Origin of the sequence: Wenzhouxiangella marina, from assembly GCF_001187785.1 — a bacterium.
GTDB lineage: Bacteria > Pseudomonadota > Gammaproteobacteria > Xanthomonadales > Wenzhouxiangellaceae > Wenzhouxiangella > Wenzhouxiangella marina.
Genome location: NZ_CP012154.1, coordinates 3,535,832 through 3,551,489 on the forward strand (window position 1 = coordinate 3,535,832; position 15,658 = coordinate 3,551,489).

General features: G+C 66.7%; 12 protein-coding genes. 8 read left to right on the forward strand and 4 right to left on the reverse strand.

Annotated elements, in window-relative coordinates:
* Nucleotides 1–789, reverse strand: a complete 789-nt coding sequence (locus WM2015_RS14865) for a creatininase family protein (protein WP_049726798.1) — start codon at nucleotides 787–789, stop codon at nucleotides 1–3.
* 153 nt (nucleotides 790–942) lie between these two features.
* Here WM2015_RS14865 and WM2015_RS14870 point away from each other — a divergent pair, with 153 nt between their 5' ends.
* The 6 genes from WM2015_RS14870 to WM2015_RS14895 all read left to right on the forward strand — a co-directional run bounded on the left by WM2015_RS14870 (nucleotide 943) and on the right by WM2015_RS14895 (nucleotide 9,273).
* Nucleotides 943–3,138: a TonB-dependent receptor gene (locus WM2015_RS14870; RefSeq protein WP_049726799.1), complete on the forward strand. Its 2,196-nt coding sequence runs from the start codon at nucleotides 943–945 to the stop codon at nucleotides 3,136–3,138.
* A 114-nt stretch (nucleotides 3,139–3,252) separates the two neighbouring features.
* Nucleotides 3,253–3,651 carry a BlaI/MecI/CopY family transcriptional regulator gene (locus WM2015_RS14875; protein ID WP_211260941.1) on the forward strand — a complete coding sequence of 133 codons (399 nt, stop codon included), beginning with the start codon at nucleotides 3,253–3,255 and terminating at the stop codon, nucleotides 3,649–3,651.
* 3 nt (nucleotides 3,652–3,654) lie between these two features.
* Entirely contained in the window at nucleotides 3,655–5,403 is a 1,749-nt protein-coding gene (locus WM2015_RS14880) for a M56 family metallopeptidase (protein WP_049726800.1), read from the forward strand.
* A gap of 112 nt (nucleotides 5,404–5,515) precedes the next feature.
* Nucleotides 5,516–5,944 (forward strand): DUF3617 domain-containing protein, encoded by a 429-nt coding sequence (locus WM2015_RS14885; protein WP_049726801.1) that lies wholly within the window; start codon nucleotides 5,516–5,518, stop codon nucleotides 5,942–5,944.
* A gap of 81 nt (nucleotides 5,945–6,025) precedes the next feature.
* On the forward strand, nucleotides 6,026–7,729 hold the full coding sequence (locus tag WM2015_RS14890; protein ID WP_049726802.1) for a CRTAC1 family protein: 1,704 nt from the start codon (nucleotides 6,026–6,028) through the stop codon (nucleotides 7,727–7,729).
* Nucleotides 7,726–9,273, forward strand: coding sequence for a tetratricopeptide repeat protein (locus tag WM2015_RS14895; RefSeq protein ID WP_049726803.1), 1,548 nt, complete (start codon nucleotides 7,726–7,728; stop codon nucleotides 9,271–9,273). Before WM2015_RS14890 ends, WM2015_RS14895 begins: the two co-directional genes overlap by 4 nt.
* A 6-nt stretch (nucleotides 9,274–9,279) precedes the next feature.
* Here WM2015_RS14895 and WM2015_RS14900 read toward each other — a convergent pair whose 3' ends face one another.
* From WM2015_RS14900 to speE, 3 genes are all read right to left on the reverse strand, one after another.
* The gene (locus tag WM2015_RS14900) at nucleotides 9,280–10,242 is read right to left on the reverse strand and encodes a hypothetical protein (protein ID WP_169751200.1); all 963 of its coding nucleotides are present in this window, start codon (nucleotides 10,240–10,242) and stop codon (nucleotides 9,280–9,282) included.
* Between the two features lie 84 nt (nucleotides 10,243–10,326).
* Nucleotides 10,327–11,739 (reverse strand): tail fiber domain-containing protein, encoded by a 1,413-nt coding sequence (locus WM2015_RS14905; protein WP_156201284.1) that lies wholly within the window; start codon nucleotides 11,737–11,739, stop codon nucleotides 10,327–10,329.
* A gap of 111 nt (nucleotides 11,740–11,850) precedes the next feature.
* Complete coding sequence (gene speE, locus WM2015_RS14910) at nucleotides 11,851–12,684, reverse strand: polyamine aminopropyltransferase (RefSeq protein WP_049726806.1); 834 nt, start codon at nucleotides 12,682–12,684, stop codon at nucleotides 11,851–11,853.
* Between the two features lie 74 nt (nucleotides 12,685–12,758).
* Between speE and speA the strand changes: the two genes are divergently transcribed.
* Both speA and WM2015_RS14920 read left to right on the forward strand, forming a co-directional pair.
* The gene (gene speA, locus WM2015_RS14915) at nucleotides 12,759–14,657 is read left to right on the forward strand and encodes a biosynthetic arginine decarboxylase (protein WP_245609784.1); all 1,899 of its coding nucleotides are present in this window, start codon (nucleotides 12,759–12,761) and stop codon (nucleotides 14,655–14,657) included.
* Between the two features lie 2 nt (nucleotides 14,658–14,659).
* Nucleotides 14,660–15,553, forward strand: coding sequence for an NAD(P)-dependent oxidoreductase (locus tag WM2015_RS14920; protein ID WP_049726807.1), 894 nt, complete (start codon nucleotides 14,660–14,662; stop codon nucleotides 15,551–15,553).
* Nucleotides 15,554–15,658: the final 105 nt, after the last annotated feature.

Consider the following 15,658-nt stretch of genomic DNA (forward strand, 5'->3'; position numbering starts at 1 on the left):
CTACTCGTCCCGGCCCGGCGGCCAGGGCAGCGCTTCGGCGCGCGCCAGCACCTCGGCCAGCTGTCGCCCATAGTGCTCGACCAGGCGGCGGCCCAGATCGGCAGTGGCCAGATCGGCCCGGCCGACCACGCCTGCAGGGTTGAGATCCTCGGCCATCCAGGCCCAGGCGGCCCGGCCAGCGGCCCCGAACAGCGCGTCGTCGCTGGCCACTTCCGGGCGCATCTCGAAGTGCTCCATTCGATCCTGCCGGACCCGCCCCGGATCCAGGTGAAGCATCATGGCCGTCTCCGCCTGACCCCCATGCAGACCTTCGCTCAGCTCGCGTGCGGCCAGCAGGCCATCGGGTGGCGGCAGGCGCATGTAGCTGGCCTTGACCACCAGCATTCCGAAGCGGCGACGCAGGTTCAGCGCGGCGACCTCCATCACGCCGTGATTGCCGCCGTGGGCATTGAGCAGCATCAGGCGCTGCAGGCCGCTGGCCGCGCAGCGCTCGCCGATCGCTTCGATCACTCCGATGGCGGTCTCCGGCGGCAGGCTGAGGGTGCCGGGGAAGGAAGCATGTTCCTGGCTGGCGCCGATCGCCAGCGACGGCAGTTGCAGCGCCCGGATCCTTTCCGGCAGGTGGGAAGCCATGGCCCGACACAGGCCCTCGCCGATGCATAGATCCGTATCCAGGGGCAGATGAGGGCCATGCTGCTCGATGGCACCGAGCACCAGCACGGCCAGACCGTGCTCACCCGCAAGGTCTGCAAACTCCTCGGTGGTCAGATCGGACCAGGATGACAACATGTCGATGCTCCGGCGTTCGCCTCGAGCCGGCCATGGATCGAGCGCTCTCATGATTGTGCCCCAGAGGCGATGACCCGAGCGTGTTCGTGAGCTTGTCGTTCACAAACGTAATGATATAACATTTAGTTTCTGTTCTCTTGAACCTGATTCACCATGCGCCATTCCAGCCTTTTCATCGCGATTCACCTGGCCCTGTTCAGCGGCCCCCTCCTCGCTCAGGATTCCGACGAACGCGAAGGCCGCCACGACACCGAGCTCGAAACCCTGGTGGTTCGCGCTCTGCCTTACGAGCGGACCGCCCTGGAAACCGCCGAGCCCGTCGATATCCTCGCCGGCGAGCAGCTCGACGATCGCCGCGGCATGACCCTGGGCGAAACCCTGGCCAACCAGCCGGGCGTCCAGTCCAGCTACTACGGCCCAGGATCCGGACGACCCATCATCCGAGGCCTGGGCGGCGCCCGGGTTCGCATTCTCGAAGACGGTCTGTCGACCGGTGACGCCTCGGCGCCCAGCGACGACCACGCGGTCGCCCTCGACCCGATGCTGGTCGAACAGGTCGAGATCCTGCGCGGCCCGGCCACTTTGCTGTACGGCTCCGGCGCCTCGGGCGGCGTGATCAACGTCATCGACAACCGTATTCCGCGCGTCCTGCCGGGCGCGCCCATCGAAGGCAGCTTCGAACTTCGCGGCGACACGGTGGCCGATGAACGCTCGGGCGTGTTCCGCCTGGACGGCGCGGCCGGCAATTTCGCCTGGCACGTCGACGGCACCTGGCGTGACACCGACGACTACCGCATTCCCGGGGCGGCCGAAGCTCACGAGGAGCACGATCACGAAGACCACGAGGAAGACGAGGAATACGGCGAGGAGGGCACCCTGCCCAACAGTTTCGTCGAGAACCGCTCGGGCACCATCGGCCTGAGCTGGATCGGCTCGCGCGGCTTCATCGGCGCCTCCTATCGTCAGTTCGAATCCGACTACGGCATCCCGGCACCGCACGTCCATGGCGACGAGGCCCACGAAGACCATGAGGAAGACGAGCACGAGGGGGAGGGCGAGGAAGGCTTCGCCACCATCGATCTCGAGCAGCAGCGCTTCGACCTGAAGGGCGAGTTGAGCGATCCCCTGCCCGGCTTCACCCTGGCCCGACTGCGCCTGGGCACGAATGACTACGTTCACCGCGAAATCGAAATGGAAGGCGAAGAAGACGGCCATGACGAAGGGGAACACGAACACGTTCCCACCACCTTCGACGTCGAGACCATCCAGGCCCGTCTGGAGCTGCAGAATCGGCCCGTCGCCGGCTTCCTCGGCGCCATCGGTCTGCAGGCCGACCGCGAGGACTTCGTGGCCATCGGCGAAGAAGCCTACATCGCACCCAATCGAACCGACAGCCTGGCCCTGTTCGCGCTGCAGGAACGCGAATTCGGGGAGCTGACCTTGAGCCTGGGTGGCCGCATCGAACGCTTCGAGATCGAGGCCGATCTGCCGGGCCAGGACGACCATGATCATGACGAGCACGACGAGGAACACCATGACCACGAGGGCGAGGCCCCGGACGTCGACTTCGATCGTGACCGTCGCCAGTTCACCAACTGGTCGGTGAGCGCCGGTGCGATCTGGCAGGCGAACGAGCACTGGCAGACCCGCCTGAACCTGTCGCGCTCGCAGCGTGCCCCGCTGGCCAGCGAGCTGTTCGCCAACGGCGTGCATCTGGCCACCTTCAGCTACGAGATCGGCGATCCGAACCTTGGCCGGGAAACGACCCTGAACTGGGACCTCGGCCTGCACCGGCACAGCGAGACCTTCGATCTGGACATCAACCTGTTCCACAAGCAGGTCGACGACTTCATCTACCTGGCTGACACGGGCGAGGAGTTCGACGGTTTCATGATCCGCCAGGCGGTCCAGGAAGACGCGACCTTCTACGGGCTGGAAGCGCAGGCGGCCTGGCAGTTCCACGATACGGCGATGGGCGATTTCGACCTGCGTCTGGCCTATGACCTGGTTCGCGGCGAGCTGGATGGCGGCGAAGACCTGCCGCGCATCTCGCCGCAACGCCTGACCAGCGGCCTGGACTGGCACCGCGGTCCGTGGCGGGCCGGTCTGGAATGGCAGCGAGTGTTCCGCCAGAGCCGGGTCGCGGATTTCGAATCCCCGACGCCGGGCTACCATCTGGTCAACGCCCGCCTGGGCTACGCCTTCAACCTCGGCATGATGCCGATGGAGGTCTACCTGTCGGGGCACAATCTGGGCGATGAAGAGGCGCGCGTGCACACCTCCTACCTGCGCGACTTCGCCCCGCTGCCGGGCCGCAACCTTCGATTCGGTCTCAGAGGTCAGTTCTGAGGCCGGCGGGCCCCGGCGATCCGGGGCCCGCATTGACAGCGGTGCAGCGGCAGGGCTAATCTGCGCAAGTATCGTACGAACTCGTTCGTGCAAATGACCAGCCAGGAGATGCCCTTGAACGAGCTGCCCGCACCGACGCCGTCGGAACTCAAGATTCTCAAGTGTCTGTGGAGCCATGGGCCGTCGACGGTGCGCGAAGTCCACGAGCGCATCGCCGCCGATCAGCACCTCAGCTACACCACGATCCTGAAGCAGATGCAGATCATGCACGCCAAGGGTCTGGTCGAACGCGATGACTCGCAGCGCGCGCACGTCTTTCGCGCCGTGACCGGCGAGGACGAGACCCAGCGCGTCATGCTCGATGACTTCATGACCCGCGTCTACGAAGGCTCGGCTTCGCGTCTGGTGATGCAGGCCCTCGGCATGTCCCGACCCGCCAGGCCCGAGGAACTGGCCGAGATCGACTCCCTGATCCGCAAGCTGCGCCAGAGCGGCGAAGCCACGGAGTCCTGAGTCATGGCCTGGTTGAATACCGCCTGGATCGAATCCCTGGGCCTCACCCTGCTGCACTTCGTCTGGCAAGGCGCGCTGATCGGCCTGGCCTATGCCCTGGTGCTCTGGGTCGTCCGACCGAGCAGCGCCAGCGCACGCTACAACCTGGCCGTCGGCACCCTGCTGCTGCTCGGCCTGGCCCCCGTCCTGACCCTGATCCACCTGACGCTGCAGTCCGGCACGAGCGAGACCGCGGTCGGTGCTGCGGGCGCGTGGACCTTGATCGAGGTGGTCGCCGGCACGGACGGTCACCAGGCGGCCTCGAACTGGCTGTTCTGGACCGTGGCCGCCTGGCTCGCCGGGGTCGTCGTGCTGTCCGCCCGCCTCGCCCTGGGCTGGCACTACATTCATCAGCTGCGCCGCTCGGCCGAGCACGCCACCGTGGCCCATCTGCAGCCAGTGCTCGAGCGCCTGTGCCAGACCATGGTGGTTCGCCGCTCGGTCGCTCTGGCCAGCTCGGCCAGAGTCCGTTCACCGGTGGTGGTCGGCTGGCTCAAGCCCCTGATCCTGCTGCCGCCGGCGCTGAGCGCTCGTCTGAGTATCGAGCAGCTCGAAATGATCCTGGCTCACGAGCTGGCGCACATCCGGCGCCATGACCATCTGGTCAACCTCGTGCAGACCGTGATCGAGACCCTTTTCTTCTACCACCCGGTGGTGGCGCTGGTGTCCCGGCGCATCCGCATCGAGCGCGAAAACGCCTGCGACGATCTGGCCGTGGCGGCCACGCGCAATCGCCTGGCCTACGTCGAAATGCTGGCCACCCTGGAACATCTGCGCCAGCCCGGCCCTCGCCTGGCCCTGGGCATGCAGGACGGTCAGATTCTCGGTCGCATCCGCCGCCTGGTCGAACGCGCTCAACCGAAGCGTCAGCTGGGTCTGACCCTGCCCGCCCTGCTGGTGATGACGCTCGGAGCCGGCCTGACCGGTCTGTCCTTGCTGCCCGAGGCCGAGCCCGAAGTCCTGGAAATCGAGGCCGTGACCCGCGCCCCGGCAGCCGTCGAAGCGCCGGCCGAAGCAGCTTCGAACCGCAGCCTGGCTGAATCGCGACCGCTGTTCGGCCTGCCCTCGGCCAACCAGCTCCGCTTCGAGTCGCCCGAGCCGGTCGCGGAGCCAGCCCCCGAGACCGTCCTGGATCCGGCACGGGACCGCGAAATGACGCGCGCCGCCACGGACGAGGTCCGCGAAGATCGATCGATCGCCGAGACCACCGCCGTGACCACCGTCGAACGCAGCGAAGAAGCGGCGATCGACATGCCGAGCGAGACCCTGGCCGCTTCCGACACCCAGGCCGCAGCGGCGCAGGATGCACCGCTGCAAGTGGCCATGGCGCGGCCGAACCCCGCCCCGCTGGAACCGCGCACCGAGCCCGAGCCGCCGATCAGCCTGGAACCGCCGCCCCTGACCGGGGGTGAACTGCGCCAGCGCGTCGAACCGGACTTCCCGCGCAGCGCCCGACGCCGCGGCGTCAACGGTCTGGTCGAACTGGAGTTTCTGGTCGACTCGCGAGGTCGTGTTCAGGACATCGACGTGATCGACGAGCGCCCCCTTGGCTGGGACTTCGGTGAAGCCGCCCAGGAGGCCATTGCCCAGTGGCGCTTCGAACCCTATCGACGCGGCGAAGCAGCGGTCGAACGCCGCGTGCGCGTGGAGGTCGAATTCGACCTGGCCCAGGCCTGCGAGATCTCCACCGGATCCCGTCTGCCGCGCTGCTGATTCGAGGACCGGATGATGACCGCCCCCGCGGGCGGTTACAATCGCCCCCAGCACCGACCGGCCAGCCAGCGCTGACCGGCCGGATTTCTTGACGCATCAACGGAGAACATCCATGTTTGCACGTATCGCCGTGGCCGCCCTGAGCGCCAGCCTGGCCCTGTCGGCAGCGGCCGACGCTCCCAACATCGAACCCGGTAACTGGGAGCACACCAGCACCGTCACCTTCGTTTCCGAATTCCCGATCCCCGAACAGTCCGACACCTCGACCAGCTGCATCACCGCCGAAGACGTGGCCGAAGGCCAGGCCTTCATGGACGAGCCGATGGAAGGCTGCACGATCACCAACCGCGATGTCCGCGCCGATGGCATGGACTACAGCATGAGCTGCGAGCAGGGTGAAGGCATGACCATGACCATGGAGGCCAGCATGCAGTTCAACGGCGATTCCATGGAAGGCACCATTCGTGGCGAAATGCAGAGCCCGATGGGCCCGATGCAGATGAACGTCACCATGAGCGGCCGTCGCATCGGCGACTGCTGATCAACACCGATGCTCCGCCCGGATCGACTCCGGGCGGAGTCGTCGACGTCTTCCTCCCCCGCACCCGCCCGCCCCACGACGATGCGCGCTTCGCTCTGCAGCCTGGCGCTGGTGCTCTCTGCCGCCGCGATCGCCGGCCCGATTCGGTTCGAAGACATCACCGCCTCGAGCGGCGTCGACTTCGTGCACGACAACGGCCGCCAGGGCGACTGGCAGTACCCCGAGATTCTGGGTGGCGGCTGCGGCCTGGTCGACCTGGACGGCGATGGCTGGCTCGACCTGGTCCTGGTCCAGAGCGGCCCGCTGCCGCGCAAGCGCCAGGATCGCGATCCGCCGGATCGCACGGCACGCGGCGGCAGCCGGATCTATTTCAGCCTGGGCCTGACCGATCCCGAGGACCCGACCAGCCTGCGCTTCGAGGATCGCAGCGAAGCCGCCGGCTTCCGCGCCTTCGGCTACGGCATGGGCGTGGCCACCGGCGATGTCACCGGCAATGGCTTTCCCGATCTCTACCTGACCCACTACGGTCCGAACCAGTTGTGGCGCAACAACGGCGACGGCAGCTTCACCGACATCACCGCCGACTCCGGCACCGCCGACCCGGGCTTCGGCGCCAGCGCCACGATCAGCGACCTGAACGGCGACGGCCGCCTCGACCTGTTCGTGACCAATTACGTCGAGCACGATCCCGAGCGAAACCCGAGCTGCCTGGCCGCCAATACGCGCCGCGACTACTGCGGGCCGGCAGTGTTTCCACCGCAGTCGGATCGCCTGTTCATCAACCGCGGAGACGGCCGCTTCGAAGACCGGACCGATCAAGGCCTGATCGACAACGTCGCCCTGCACGGACTGGGCGTCGTCGCGCTGGACATGGACGAGGACGGCGCCGTCGATGTCTTCGTCGCCAACGATGGCACGGCCAATCAGTTCTGGAAGAATCTGGGTGATGATCGTTTCCGGGAAAACGCCCTGATGTCCGGCACCGCCGTCAATCGGAACGGACAGATGGAGGCGGGCATGGGCATCGCCGTGGGCGATCCGGACCGCGACGGCCGCTTCGATCTGCTGCTGACCCATCTCGATGGCGAGAGCAACACCTTCTATCGCAACCTCGGCCACGGCCTGTTCACCGACCAGACCGCCGCCTGGGGCCTGCTCGCACCAAGCCTGCCCTTCACCGGCTTCGGTACCGGCTTCGCCGATTTCGACCTCGACGGATTCGAGGACCTGTTCGTGGCCAACGGTGCCGTGCGGGTGGAGGAAGAGCAACGCGAGGCAGGCCTCGACTACCCGCTGCGCCAGACTGACCTCCTGTTCCGGAATCTCGATGGCCGCCGCTTCTCCAACGTCACCGCCAGTGCCGGGCCTGCTCTGGCCGAAGCCGCCGTCGGTCGCGGCGCGGCCCTGGGCGACCTGAACAACGATGGCCTGACCGATCTGCTGCTCTGCGACAATCACGGGCCGGCCCGGCTGCTGATCAATCGCAGCCGGACCGAGCATGCCTGGATCGGCCTGCGCCTGACCCTCGGCGAACCCGCGCGGGATGCGACCGGCGCCTACGTCGAATTGCTGAATGACGAAGGCCCTGTCCAGTGGCGACGCGTGGCCACCGATGGCAGCTATCTGAGCGCCAGCGACCCACGGGTGATCTTTGGCATGGGAACCCAAGATGCGCCGACCGCATCGGTTCGGGTGAGCTGGCCCGACGGGACCAGCGAACGCTTTTCCAATCTTGAAATCGGCCGTTATCACACGCTTCGGAAAGGACAGGTTCCCGCTCCATGAGGATCCGGTCCGGACTTTTCCTTCTGCTGCTTGCCGGGCTGCCGTCGCTGCTGCTGGCCGACGAGCCAACGGTTCCCCACCCGTCACTGGAGGGTGTCGAACCCTTGCTTGCCGAGCAGATTGTCGAAGCCCGAGAACTGATCCAGTCGCGCAGTGAAGACTCGGAAATCCAACAGGCCGAAACCTGGGGCGAGCTCGGCATGCTCTATCAGGCCCTCGAGTTCGACGATGCGGCCCTGGCTGCACATCGCCAGGCCCGCCGCCTGGCCCCGCTCGACGGCCGCTGGCCCTATCTGATCGGGATTCTGCTGGCCAAGGACGGGCAGGGTGAAGCCGCGCTGGATCAGTTCATGGTGGCCCGAGCGCTGATGCCGGGGCAGGCCGTCGGTGCCTGGACCCGAGCTGCCAGGGTCCTGCTCGAGCTTGGACAGAATGAACCGGCGCGGCAGGCCAGCGAGCAGGCCCTGGCCCTGAATCCGGACGACGCCGCCGCATTGGCGGTTCATGGCGAAGCGCTGCTGGCGCTTGGCCAGGCCGAGACCGCGATCGCTTCCCTGACGCGCGCGCTGACGATCGAACCACGCGCCGATCGATTGCACTATCCGCTGGCGATGGCCCATCGCGCCCTGGGTGACTCGGAGGCCATGCAGCGTGAACTGGAACGGGTCGGACGAATCGGCGTCGTGCCCGATGATCCGGTCGGCGAGTTTCTCGCGGCCCACGCCCGGGGCTCGCGGATCCACAGCCTGCGCGGAAGAGAAGCCTTCCAGGCCGGTGACTACCCGGCAGCCCTGGCCCTGTTCGAACGAGCCAGCCAATTCGCTCCGGACGATCCCGGCCTGTGGACCAATCTCGGCGCCACCCAGGCGGCACTCGGCCGGAACGCGGCAGCCATCACCAGCCTGCAGCGGGCCCTCGAGCTCGAGCCGGAAAACGACACGGCCCGGATCAACCTGGCCGAAATCCATCTGAGCGAAGGCGATCAGAGAGCCGCCCATGAATTGCTAGCTCGCCGTGGAGACCGGCTGCAGTCGAGCGATGGTCGACTGCTACGGGCTCGACTGGGTCGAGCCCTGGGCCAGCTGGACGCCGCAGCCACTGACTACCTGGCCTGGCTCGATGATCGGAAGGATCTGCAGGTCTGGAGCGAGGCGGTCGACGTCCTACTGCGGATCGGCCGACACGCCGAGGTGCTGGAGCTGGCCACGCACCCGGGTCTGAACGAGGCGGGTCGCTCGACGGTCGCGGACCTCGGCGCTGAGCTGCTGGACCGGGACGATGCCAGCCTGGCCGATCTGGGTCTGGCCTCGTCGCTCGCGGAACATCTGATGGCCGTCGATCCTTCGGCTGCGCACGCCCGGCTGCGGGTGGCCAGCCTGCAGGCCACGCGCCCGGATTGCCGCGACGCGATATCCTTTCTCCAGGCAACGCTGGCTGGCGATGCGCTCGCTCCCGATGACCGGCTGGAGCTTCAACGCCTGGTGCTGCAGCTGGCCCGCGAGCCAGCCTGCCGGGATCGAGGCAGTGAGTCCACGATCCCCTGAAGTCGCTCAGAGTTCGAAGCGGTCCCGGAAGATCTGGTCCAGCGACAGGGTCTCACCGTTGACCACCACCGCCCGCAGCAGGTAGCCGCTGGTGATCGCCCGGGTTGTCGTCACAGCATTGATGCCGGCACTGCCCATCGCGACCAGGCTGGTCTGAAGCGCACTGTCACGACCGGACAACCACCAGGAGTCACCATCCTCGCTGAGGCTGGGCGTCTGACCGAGCTCGAAATGACAGCAATCGCTGTTCTCGTGCTCGGCCAGGATGATCGCACCACCGTTGTCGACGTCGACGGCGATGATCTGCGTACCGCCGCTCAGGGTCTGCTGCATCAGAACGTCCACCGTCCCGAGACTGGGGTTGAAGGCCATGAAGCCCGGATGCCCCGAGGGCAGCAGTTCGGCGTTGTTGACCTCGCCCGTTCCCAGATCGACCCCGTAGACGGCCCAATCCGCTTCGCCGTTGGCGCGGCCGGCAAAGAACAGACGCTGTCCGGCCGGATCAATGGTGGAGACGCCGGTCAGGATTTCGCAGCAATCCGGGGTGGCGGACCCGATGTTCTGGATCGAGCCGGTGGTCGGGTCGATGGACTGGAGCTGCAGGCCGCTGGTGAAATCGGGCACCGAGACGGTGATCAGGCGAGCGTTGAGCGAGTCCCACTCGAGCGCGCCGGTCGGCACGGCGCCGAGAAACTGACTGGCCACCGCGCTGCCGTCGAAGGCAAGCTCGAACAGGCCGATCTGGTCCGCATTGTCGCCACCGGACCAGACGCCAATGGCAAAGAAGCGCTCGCCTGCGACATCAGCCGCTACCAGGCCGCCGCCGAGCCGACAGCAATCCGCCACCTCGCCGGCACCGGCAGCGACATTGCCGGTCGCCGAATCGATGCTGACGACGCGCAGTGAACCGTTGGTTTCGTCGTGCACCAGGCCGGCCAGCTGTGCTTGAACGCTCGCGCAACAGGCCATGAGCAGCACCAGACCGAGGCCACGATAAAAGCATCGCAAGGCCGACGAGGCCGGACGCTGAAAGCTACCCATCATCATGAGCGCTTACTCGTCGGTCTGAAGTTCGAAGAGCTGCTCGAGACGCTCGAGGCGAGCATGGACCTCGTCGAGCTCGGCCTCCTTTTCGGCCAGCTCGCGCTGCAGCGCCTGAGCGGCGCCCAGAGCCACGCCGGCCATGTCGGAGACGCTGATATGGCGATCGGTCTCGCCAAGACCGAACAGGGCATGAAAGTCCTCGGCCGTGGGGCCGAAATGCAGACCCTGATCGTCAGCGCTGCTGTAGCGCCAGTTGAACAGGTCCAGGCTGGCGAGCAGATTGAGCAGGCGCTCGGCATCCATGGCGACCAGGTCGGTCTTGGCCGCCCGGCTGGAAAGCTGGTAGACGGAGCCGTCGACGCGCAGGTCACCATTCGCCACGTGCAGCTTGGCGGCGGGGCTCAGGATGCCGACCCCGACATTACTATCATTGGAAATCACCAGCGCGTTGCTGGCAGCGCCGGGCCGGATCCGGAACGGCAGGGTCGAGCCATTGGTTGCATCACGGACGAAAAAACTGGTCTCGTTCCCGACAATATCCCAGCTCTGGACCGCAAAGCCCGAAGAAGCGTCCTGCTCGAGGCGGATACCGGGCGAATCGCCGTCGCGCACGTGCAGCTCCAGCACCGGCGTTGGAGTTCCGATCCCGACGTTGCCCTGGGAAGCGACTCGCAGCGCATTGCTGGGCGCGCCCCCGTCGACGCGGAACGGAGTGCTGTTTGCGGTCGCATAGTCGATCGCAAAGAAATCCGGATCACCGTTCTGACTACCGTTGACCGTGACGCGCCAGTCGCCACTGGCAAAGGAGCCCGATGCACTGGTGTCTTCGAAGTGGATGCGGAGATTGTTTTCCTTCAGGCGGATCGTGTCGGAGCCGAAAGCCTCCGCGTCAAGACAGTCGCCCCCGACACAGAGGCTGTTGCGGACGGTCAGATCACCGATGATGGTATCGCTGATCGTGCCGCCCGGTGGCAAATCATCGACGCCACTGTCGCGGTCAGCCTGCAGCGCAGCCGCCCCGGTCCCGGGGCCGACCCAGGCCTGCTCCAGGCGCTGGAAGGCGCCTTCGATCCGCTCTACCTTCAGGCCCAGGTCCAGCGACGTCCCGGCCAGGCGGGCGGCCCGAAGGGCCTCGAGCTGTTCGGAATCGATCCTCGGATCGAGGGTGAGCTCGTAGAGGTACTGACCCTGGTCCGCGGCATGTTCGGCCAGATCGAGCGAAATGGCCTCGCCCGGCATGAATGAGAACGACGCCAGATGACCGGTCGGTGAGACCAGATCGAGCGTGGCGCCGGCGTGGTCGGCAGGCACCGACCAGTGCAGGACATCGCCGCGCTGACTGGCGGCGATCTCTTCATTGAGCTGAACGGCAAAAGACTGGCTGGCCGCCAGCACCATTAGACCGCCAAAGACGTGCTTCATGACTTTCCCTTCCAATGCGCTGGAATCGATGGTCCTCGAATCATACTCCCAAGCCACCGATACACGCCAGCGATAGGCGGGGTGGCGCAGCCCCCCCGTCAGTCGCCGGGCTCAGAGCTGTGTGGACAGGGCGCCGCGATGGACCTCGGGGTTGTAGTAGCGGGTCTCGATGCCGCTGGCCTCGAAGCGGGCCGGATCGGCCGCCTCGATCGTCCCGCCCTTGCGCGCCTGGCTCGCCGACCACCAGCCCGAGGGGTAGCAGGGCTGCGGGAAGCCCAGGGTCTTGATGTCGGAGAAGCCGGCCTGGCCCATGTTGTCGCGAATGCCGGCGATCAGGTCCTTGTGCAGCAGCGGCGACTCGCTCTGCTGGACAAAGATGCCGCCCTCCGCCAGGGCCCGGTAGCAGTCCTTGACGAAGCCCGGCCCGAACAGGCCTTCGGCCGGCCCGATCGGGTCGGTGGAATCGACGATGATCAGGTCCAGGCTGCCTTCGGGCTGGTTCTTGATGTGAGCCAGGCCGTCGTCGAACAGCAGCTCGGCACGCGGGTCATCATTGCGTGCACAGAGCTCGGGGAAGAACTTCTCGGCCAGACGGGTGACCTGCTCGTCGATCTCGACCTGGGTGCAGCGCTCGACCCCTTGATGGCGAAGCACTTCGGACAGGGTGCCGCAGTCGCCGCCGCCGATGATCAGCACGCGCTTCGGATCCGGGTGCGAGAACAGGGCGGGATGGGTCAGCATCTCGTGATAGAGGAAGTTGTCGCGCGTGCTCAGCATGACGAAGCCGTCGATGACCATCAGATTGCCCCAGTCGCGGGTCTGGTAGACCTCGATGGTCTGGTAATCGGTGACCTCGTGGGCCAGCCGGGTCTCGATGGCCAGGGACCAGGCCGAGCCGGCGTCCTGATGAACTTCCGTGAACCACTTCTCGTTGGCGGGCAGCATGCCTCGATTCCTTGTAAGACGATGAGTCAGCGTTGGGCATGGTAGCGCAATCCAAGGCGTTACAATCAGCAGCCATGACCCTGACCGAACGGACCCGCCCGACGATGAGCGACGACCCCGTGCAATCCGCCCGCAAGCGCTATTCGATCGACCGCTGGTCGGAGGGCTTCTTCGATGTCGATGAAAAGGGCCGGCTCTGCGCCCGCCCCGGCGCCGACGAATCGCCGCCGATCGTCCTCGACGAAATCGCCGAGCAGGCGCGTCAGCAGGGCTTGCGCCTGCCCTTGCTGATCCGCTTCCCGCAGATCCTCGTCGGCCGGGCCCGCCAGCTGATCGAGGCCTTCGACGAGGCCATCGAGGAGGTCGGCTACGATGGCCGCTACACTGCCGTCTACCCGATCAAGGTCAATCAGCAGGCCACCGTCGTGCGGACCCTGGCCGGCGTCGACGGCCTGGGCCTGGAGGTCGGCAGCAAGCCCGAGCTGATCGCCGCCCTGGCCCTGGCCCGACCCGGTACGCGGATCATCTGCAACGGCTACAAGGACGCGGCCTACATCCGCCTCGCATTGAGCGGAGAGCGGCTCGGACTCAAGCCCATCATCGTGATCGAGAAGCCCGGCGAATGGGCCCTGATCGAGCGCGAAGCGCGTCGCCTCGACATCCAACCCATGGTCGGTGTGCGCCTGCGCCTGTCCTCCCTGGGCAGCGGCAACTGGCAGAACACGGGCGGCGAGCGGGCCAAGTTCGGCCTGACCGCCAGCCAGGTGCTGGAGCTGATCGAATCGATGCGCGACAGCGACTGCCTCGACTGGCTCGGCCTGCTGCATTTCCACATGGGTTCGCAGTTGTCCAACCTGCGCGATATCCAGCGCGGCGTGCGCGAGGCCGGACGTTATCTGGTCGAACTGGTCGCGGCCGGCGTCGACATCCGCCTCCTCGACATCGGCGGCGGCCTGGGTGTGGACTACGAAGGCGGCGGCACGCGCAGCTACTGCTCGATGAACTACTCGGTCAAGTCCTACGCTTATGCCATCGTCGCCGGCATCGCCGAACTATGTCGCGAACGCGGCATCGCCATGCCCGACCTGATTTCCGAATCCGGCCGCGCCCTGACCGCGCACCACGCCGTACTGATCACCAACGTCACGGAAACGGAAAAGCCCTCGGCCCGGGTGGACGCGCTGGCCGAGGAGGAACACACGTTGATCCGGAGCCTCCACGAGGTCTACGAGCTGGCCGGCGAGCGCGGGCCCGAAGAGAGCTTCATGGAGGCCGAGCACCTGCTGGAGGAAGGCCGCAACCTGTTTCTCTACGGCGACCTCTCGCTCAAGGATCGGGCGCGCCTGGAGCCGCTCTACCACGCCATCCTCGAGCGCCTGAGCAGCCAGCTCGACCCGGAACACCGCCGCCACCGCGAACTGGCCGAGAAGATCCGCTATCAGCGCTCGGCCAAGTACTTCATCAACCTGTCGATCTTCCAGAGCCTGCCGGACATCTGGGCCATCGACCAGGTCTTCCCGATCGTGCCCCTCAATCGCCTGAACGAAACCCCGACGGAACGCGCCGTGCTCGAGGACCTGACCTGCGACTCGGACGGACGCATCGATCACTACGTGGAGCGCGGCCTGCTCGAGCCGACCCTGCCGGTGCACCCGATCCAGCCCGGTGAGCAGTACCTGCTGGGCCTGTTCATGACCGGCGCCTATCAGGAAACCCTGGGCGACATCCATAACCTGTTCGGGGACACGGACAGCGTGGACGTGTGGCAGGACGGTGACGGCTTCCGCCTCGACAATGCCCGCTCAGGCGATACCGCCGATGTCGTGCTCGGCCTGGTCGGCTACGATGCGCGCGCCCTGATGACCGCCTGCCGGGCGCGCGTCGCCGCCGCGAAGCTCGGCACCGAGGAGGCCGAGCGCCTGGAGCGTCTGCTCACCGAAGGCCTGTCGGCCTACACCTACCTGGAGTCCTGAACATGAGCGACGAGCCGCGCAGCAATGCCTCCGACGAGCCGCGGACCATCGGCTGGATCGGCCTGGGCGCCATGGGCTGGCCGATGGCCGGCCACCTGCACGCCGGCGGTCATCTGCGCCAGGTCTGGAATCGCAGCGAGGAGAAGGCCCGGGCCTTTGCCGGGCAGCATGAAGGAGTGGCAATCGCCGAGACTCCCGCCGAGCTGGCCGCCGCCGTTGATCTGATCGCACTCTGCGTCTCCGCCGACGAGGACCTGGCCGAAGTGATCGAGGCCATGCGCCCGGGCCTGCGCCCGGGCCAGGTCGTGATCGACCATTCCACCGTCAGTCCGGCCGCCGCGCGCGAGCAGTCGAAACAACTGGCCGAACTCGGCGTGGGCTTCGTCGATGCCCCCGTCACAGGCGGCGTCGAGGGGGCCATTCAGGGCCGTCTGGCCGTGATGGCCGGCGGCGACTGGGACCACTACCATGCCGCCGTCCCATTCATCGAGGCCTACGCCCGCGTCCATCATCACCTGGGCCACAGCGGTGCCGGCCAGTCGGCCAAGGCCGTCAACCAGATGATGGTCGCCGGCATCGCCGAGGCGGTCTGCGAGTCCCTGGCCCTGATGGAGAAACTGGATCTGCCGCGCGACGCCATGCTCGAGCTCCTCGGCGGCGGTGCCGCGGGCAACTGGTTCCTCGACAAGCGCGGCCGCACGATGCTGGCCGACGAGTTCGAGGTCGGCTTCGCGCCGGCCCTGCTGCTGAAGGATCTGAAGATCTGCGCGGCGCTCTGCAGCGAGGTCGATTTCCGCTCCGGCGTCCTCGACCTGGCGCTGCCCGACTACCAGCAGCTGGTCGATGGCGGCGAAAGCGGGCGCGACATCTCGGCCCTGATCCGGCGCAAGCACTGATCCAGGCGGACTGGAAAGCCTGCCACCGCTGAATTACCATCGGCGGTCTGGATCGAATCCATGGCTTGGGGGAGTCACGGTCTGGATCGGTGTTTCCCCTGAACC

Bases quoted from the DNA above. Each gene is read 5' to 3' on its own strand.
- WM2015_RS14865 (WP_049726798.1), bottom strand. From the start codon at position 789: ATGTTGTCATCCTGGTCCGATCTGACCACCGAGGAGTTTGCAGACCTT.
- WM2015_RS14870 (WP_049726799.1), top strand. From the start codon at position 943: ATGCGCCATTCCAGCCTTTTCATCGCGATTCACCTGGCCCTGTTCAGC.
- WM2015_RS14880 (WP_049726800.1), top strand. From the start codon at position 3,655: ATGGCCTGGTTGAATACCGCCTGGATCGAATCCCTGGGCCTCACCCTG.
- WM2015_RS14885 (WP_049726801.1), top strand. From the start codon at position 5,516: ATGTTTGCACGTATCGCCGTGGCCGCCCTGAGCGCCAGCCTGGCCCTG.
- WM2015_RS14890 (WP_049726802.1), top strand. From the start codon at position 6,026: ATGCGCGCTTCGCTCTGCAGCCTGGCGCTGGTGCTCTCTGCCGCCGCG.
- WM2015_RS14895 (WP_049726803.1), top strand. From the start codon at position 7,726: ATGAGGATCCGGTCCGGACTTTTCCTTCTGCTGCTTGCCGGGCTGCCG.
- WM2015_RS14900 (WP_169751200.1), bottom strand. From the start codon at position 10,242: ATGGCCTGTTGCGCGAGCGTTCAAGCACAGCTGGCCGGCCTGGTGCAC.
- WM2015_RS14905 (WP_156201284.1), bottom strand. From the start codon at position 11,739: ATGAAGCACGTCTTTGGCGGTCTAATGGTGCTGGCGGCCAGCCAGTCT.
- speE (WP_049726806.1), bottom strand. From the start codon at position 12,684: ATGCTGCCCGCCAACGAGAAGTGGTTCACGGAAGTTCATCAGGACGCC.
- speA (WP_245609784.1), top strand. From the start codon at position 12,759: ATGACCCTGACCGAACGGACCCGCCCGACGATGAGCGACGACCCCGTG.
- WM2015_RS14920 (WP_049726807.1), top strand. From the start codon at position 14,660: ATGAGCGACGAGCCGCGCAGCAATGCCTCCGACGAGCCGCGGACCATC.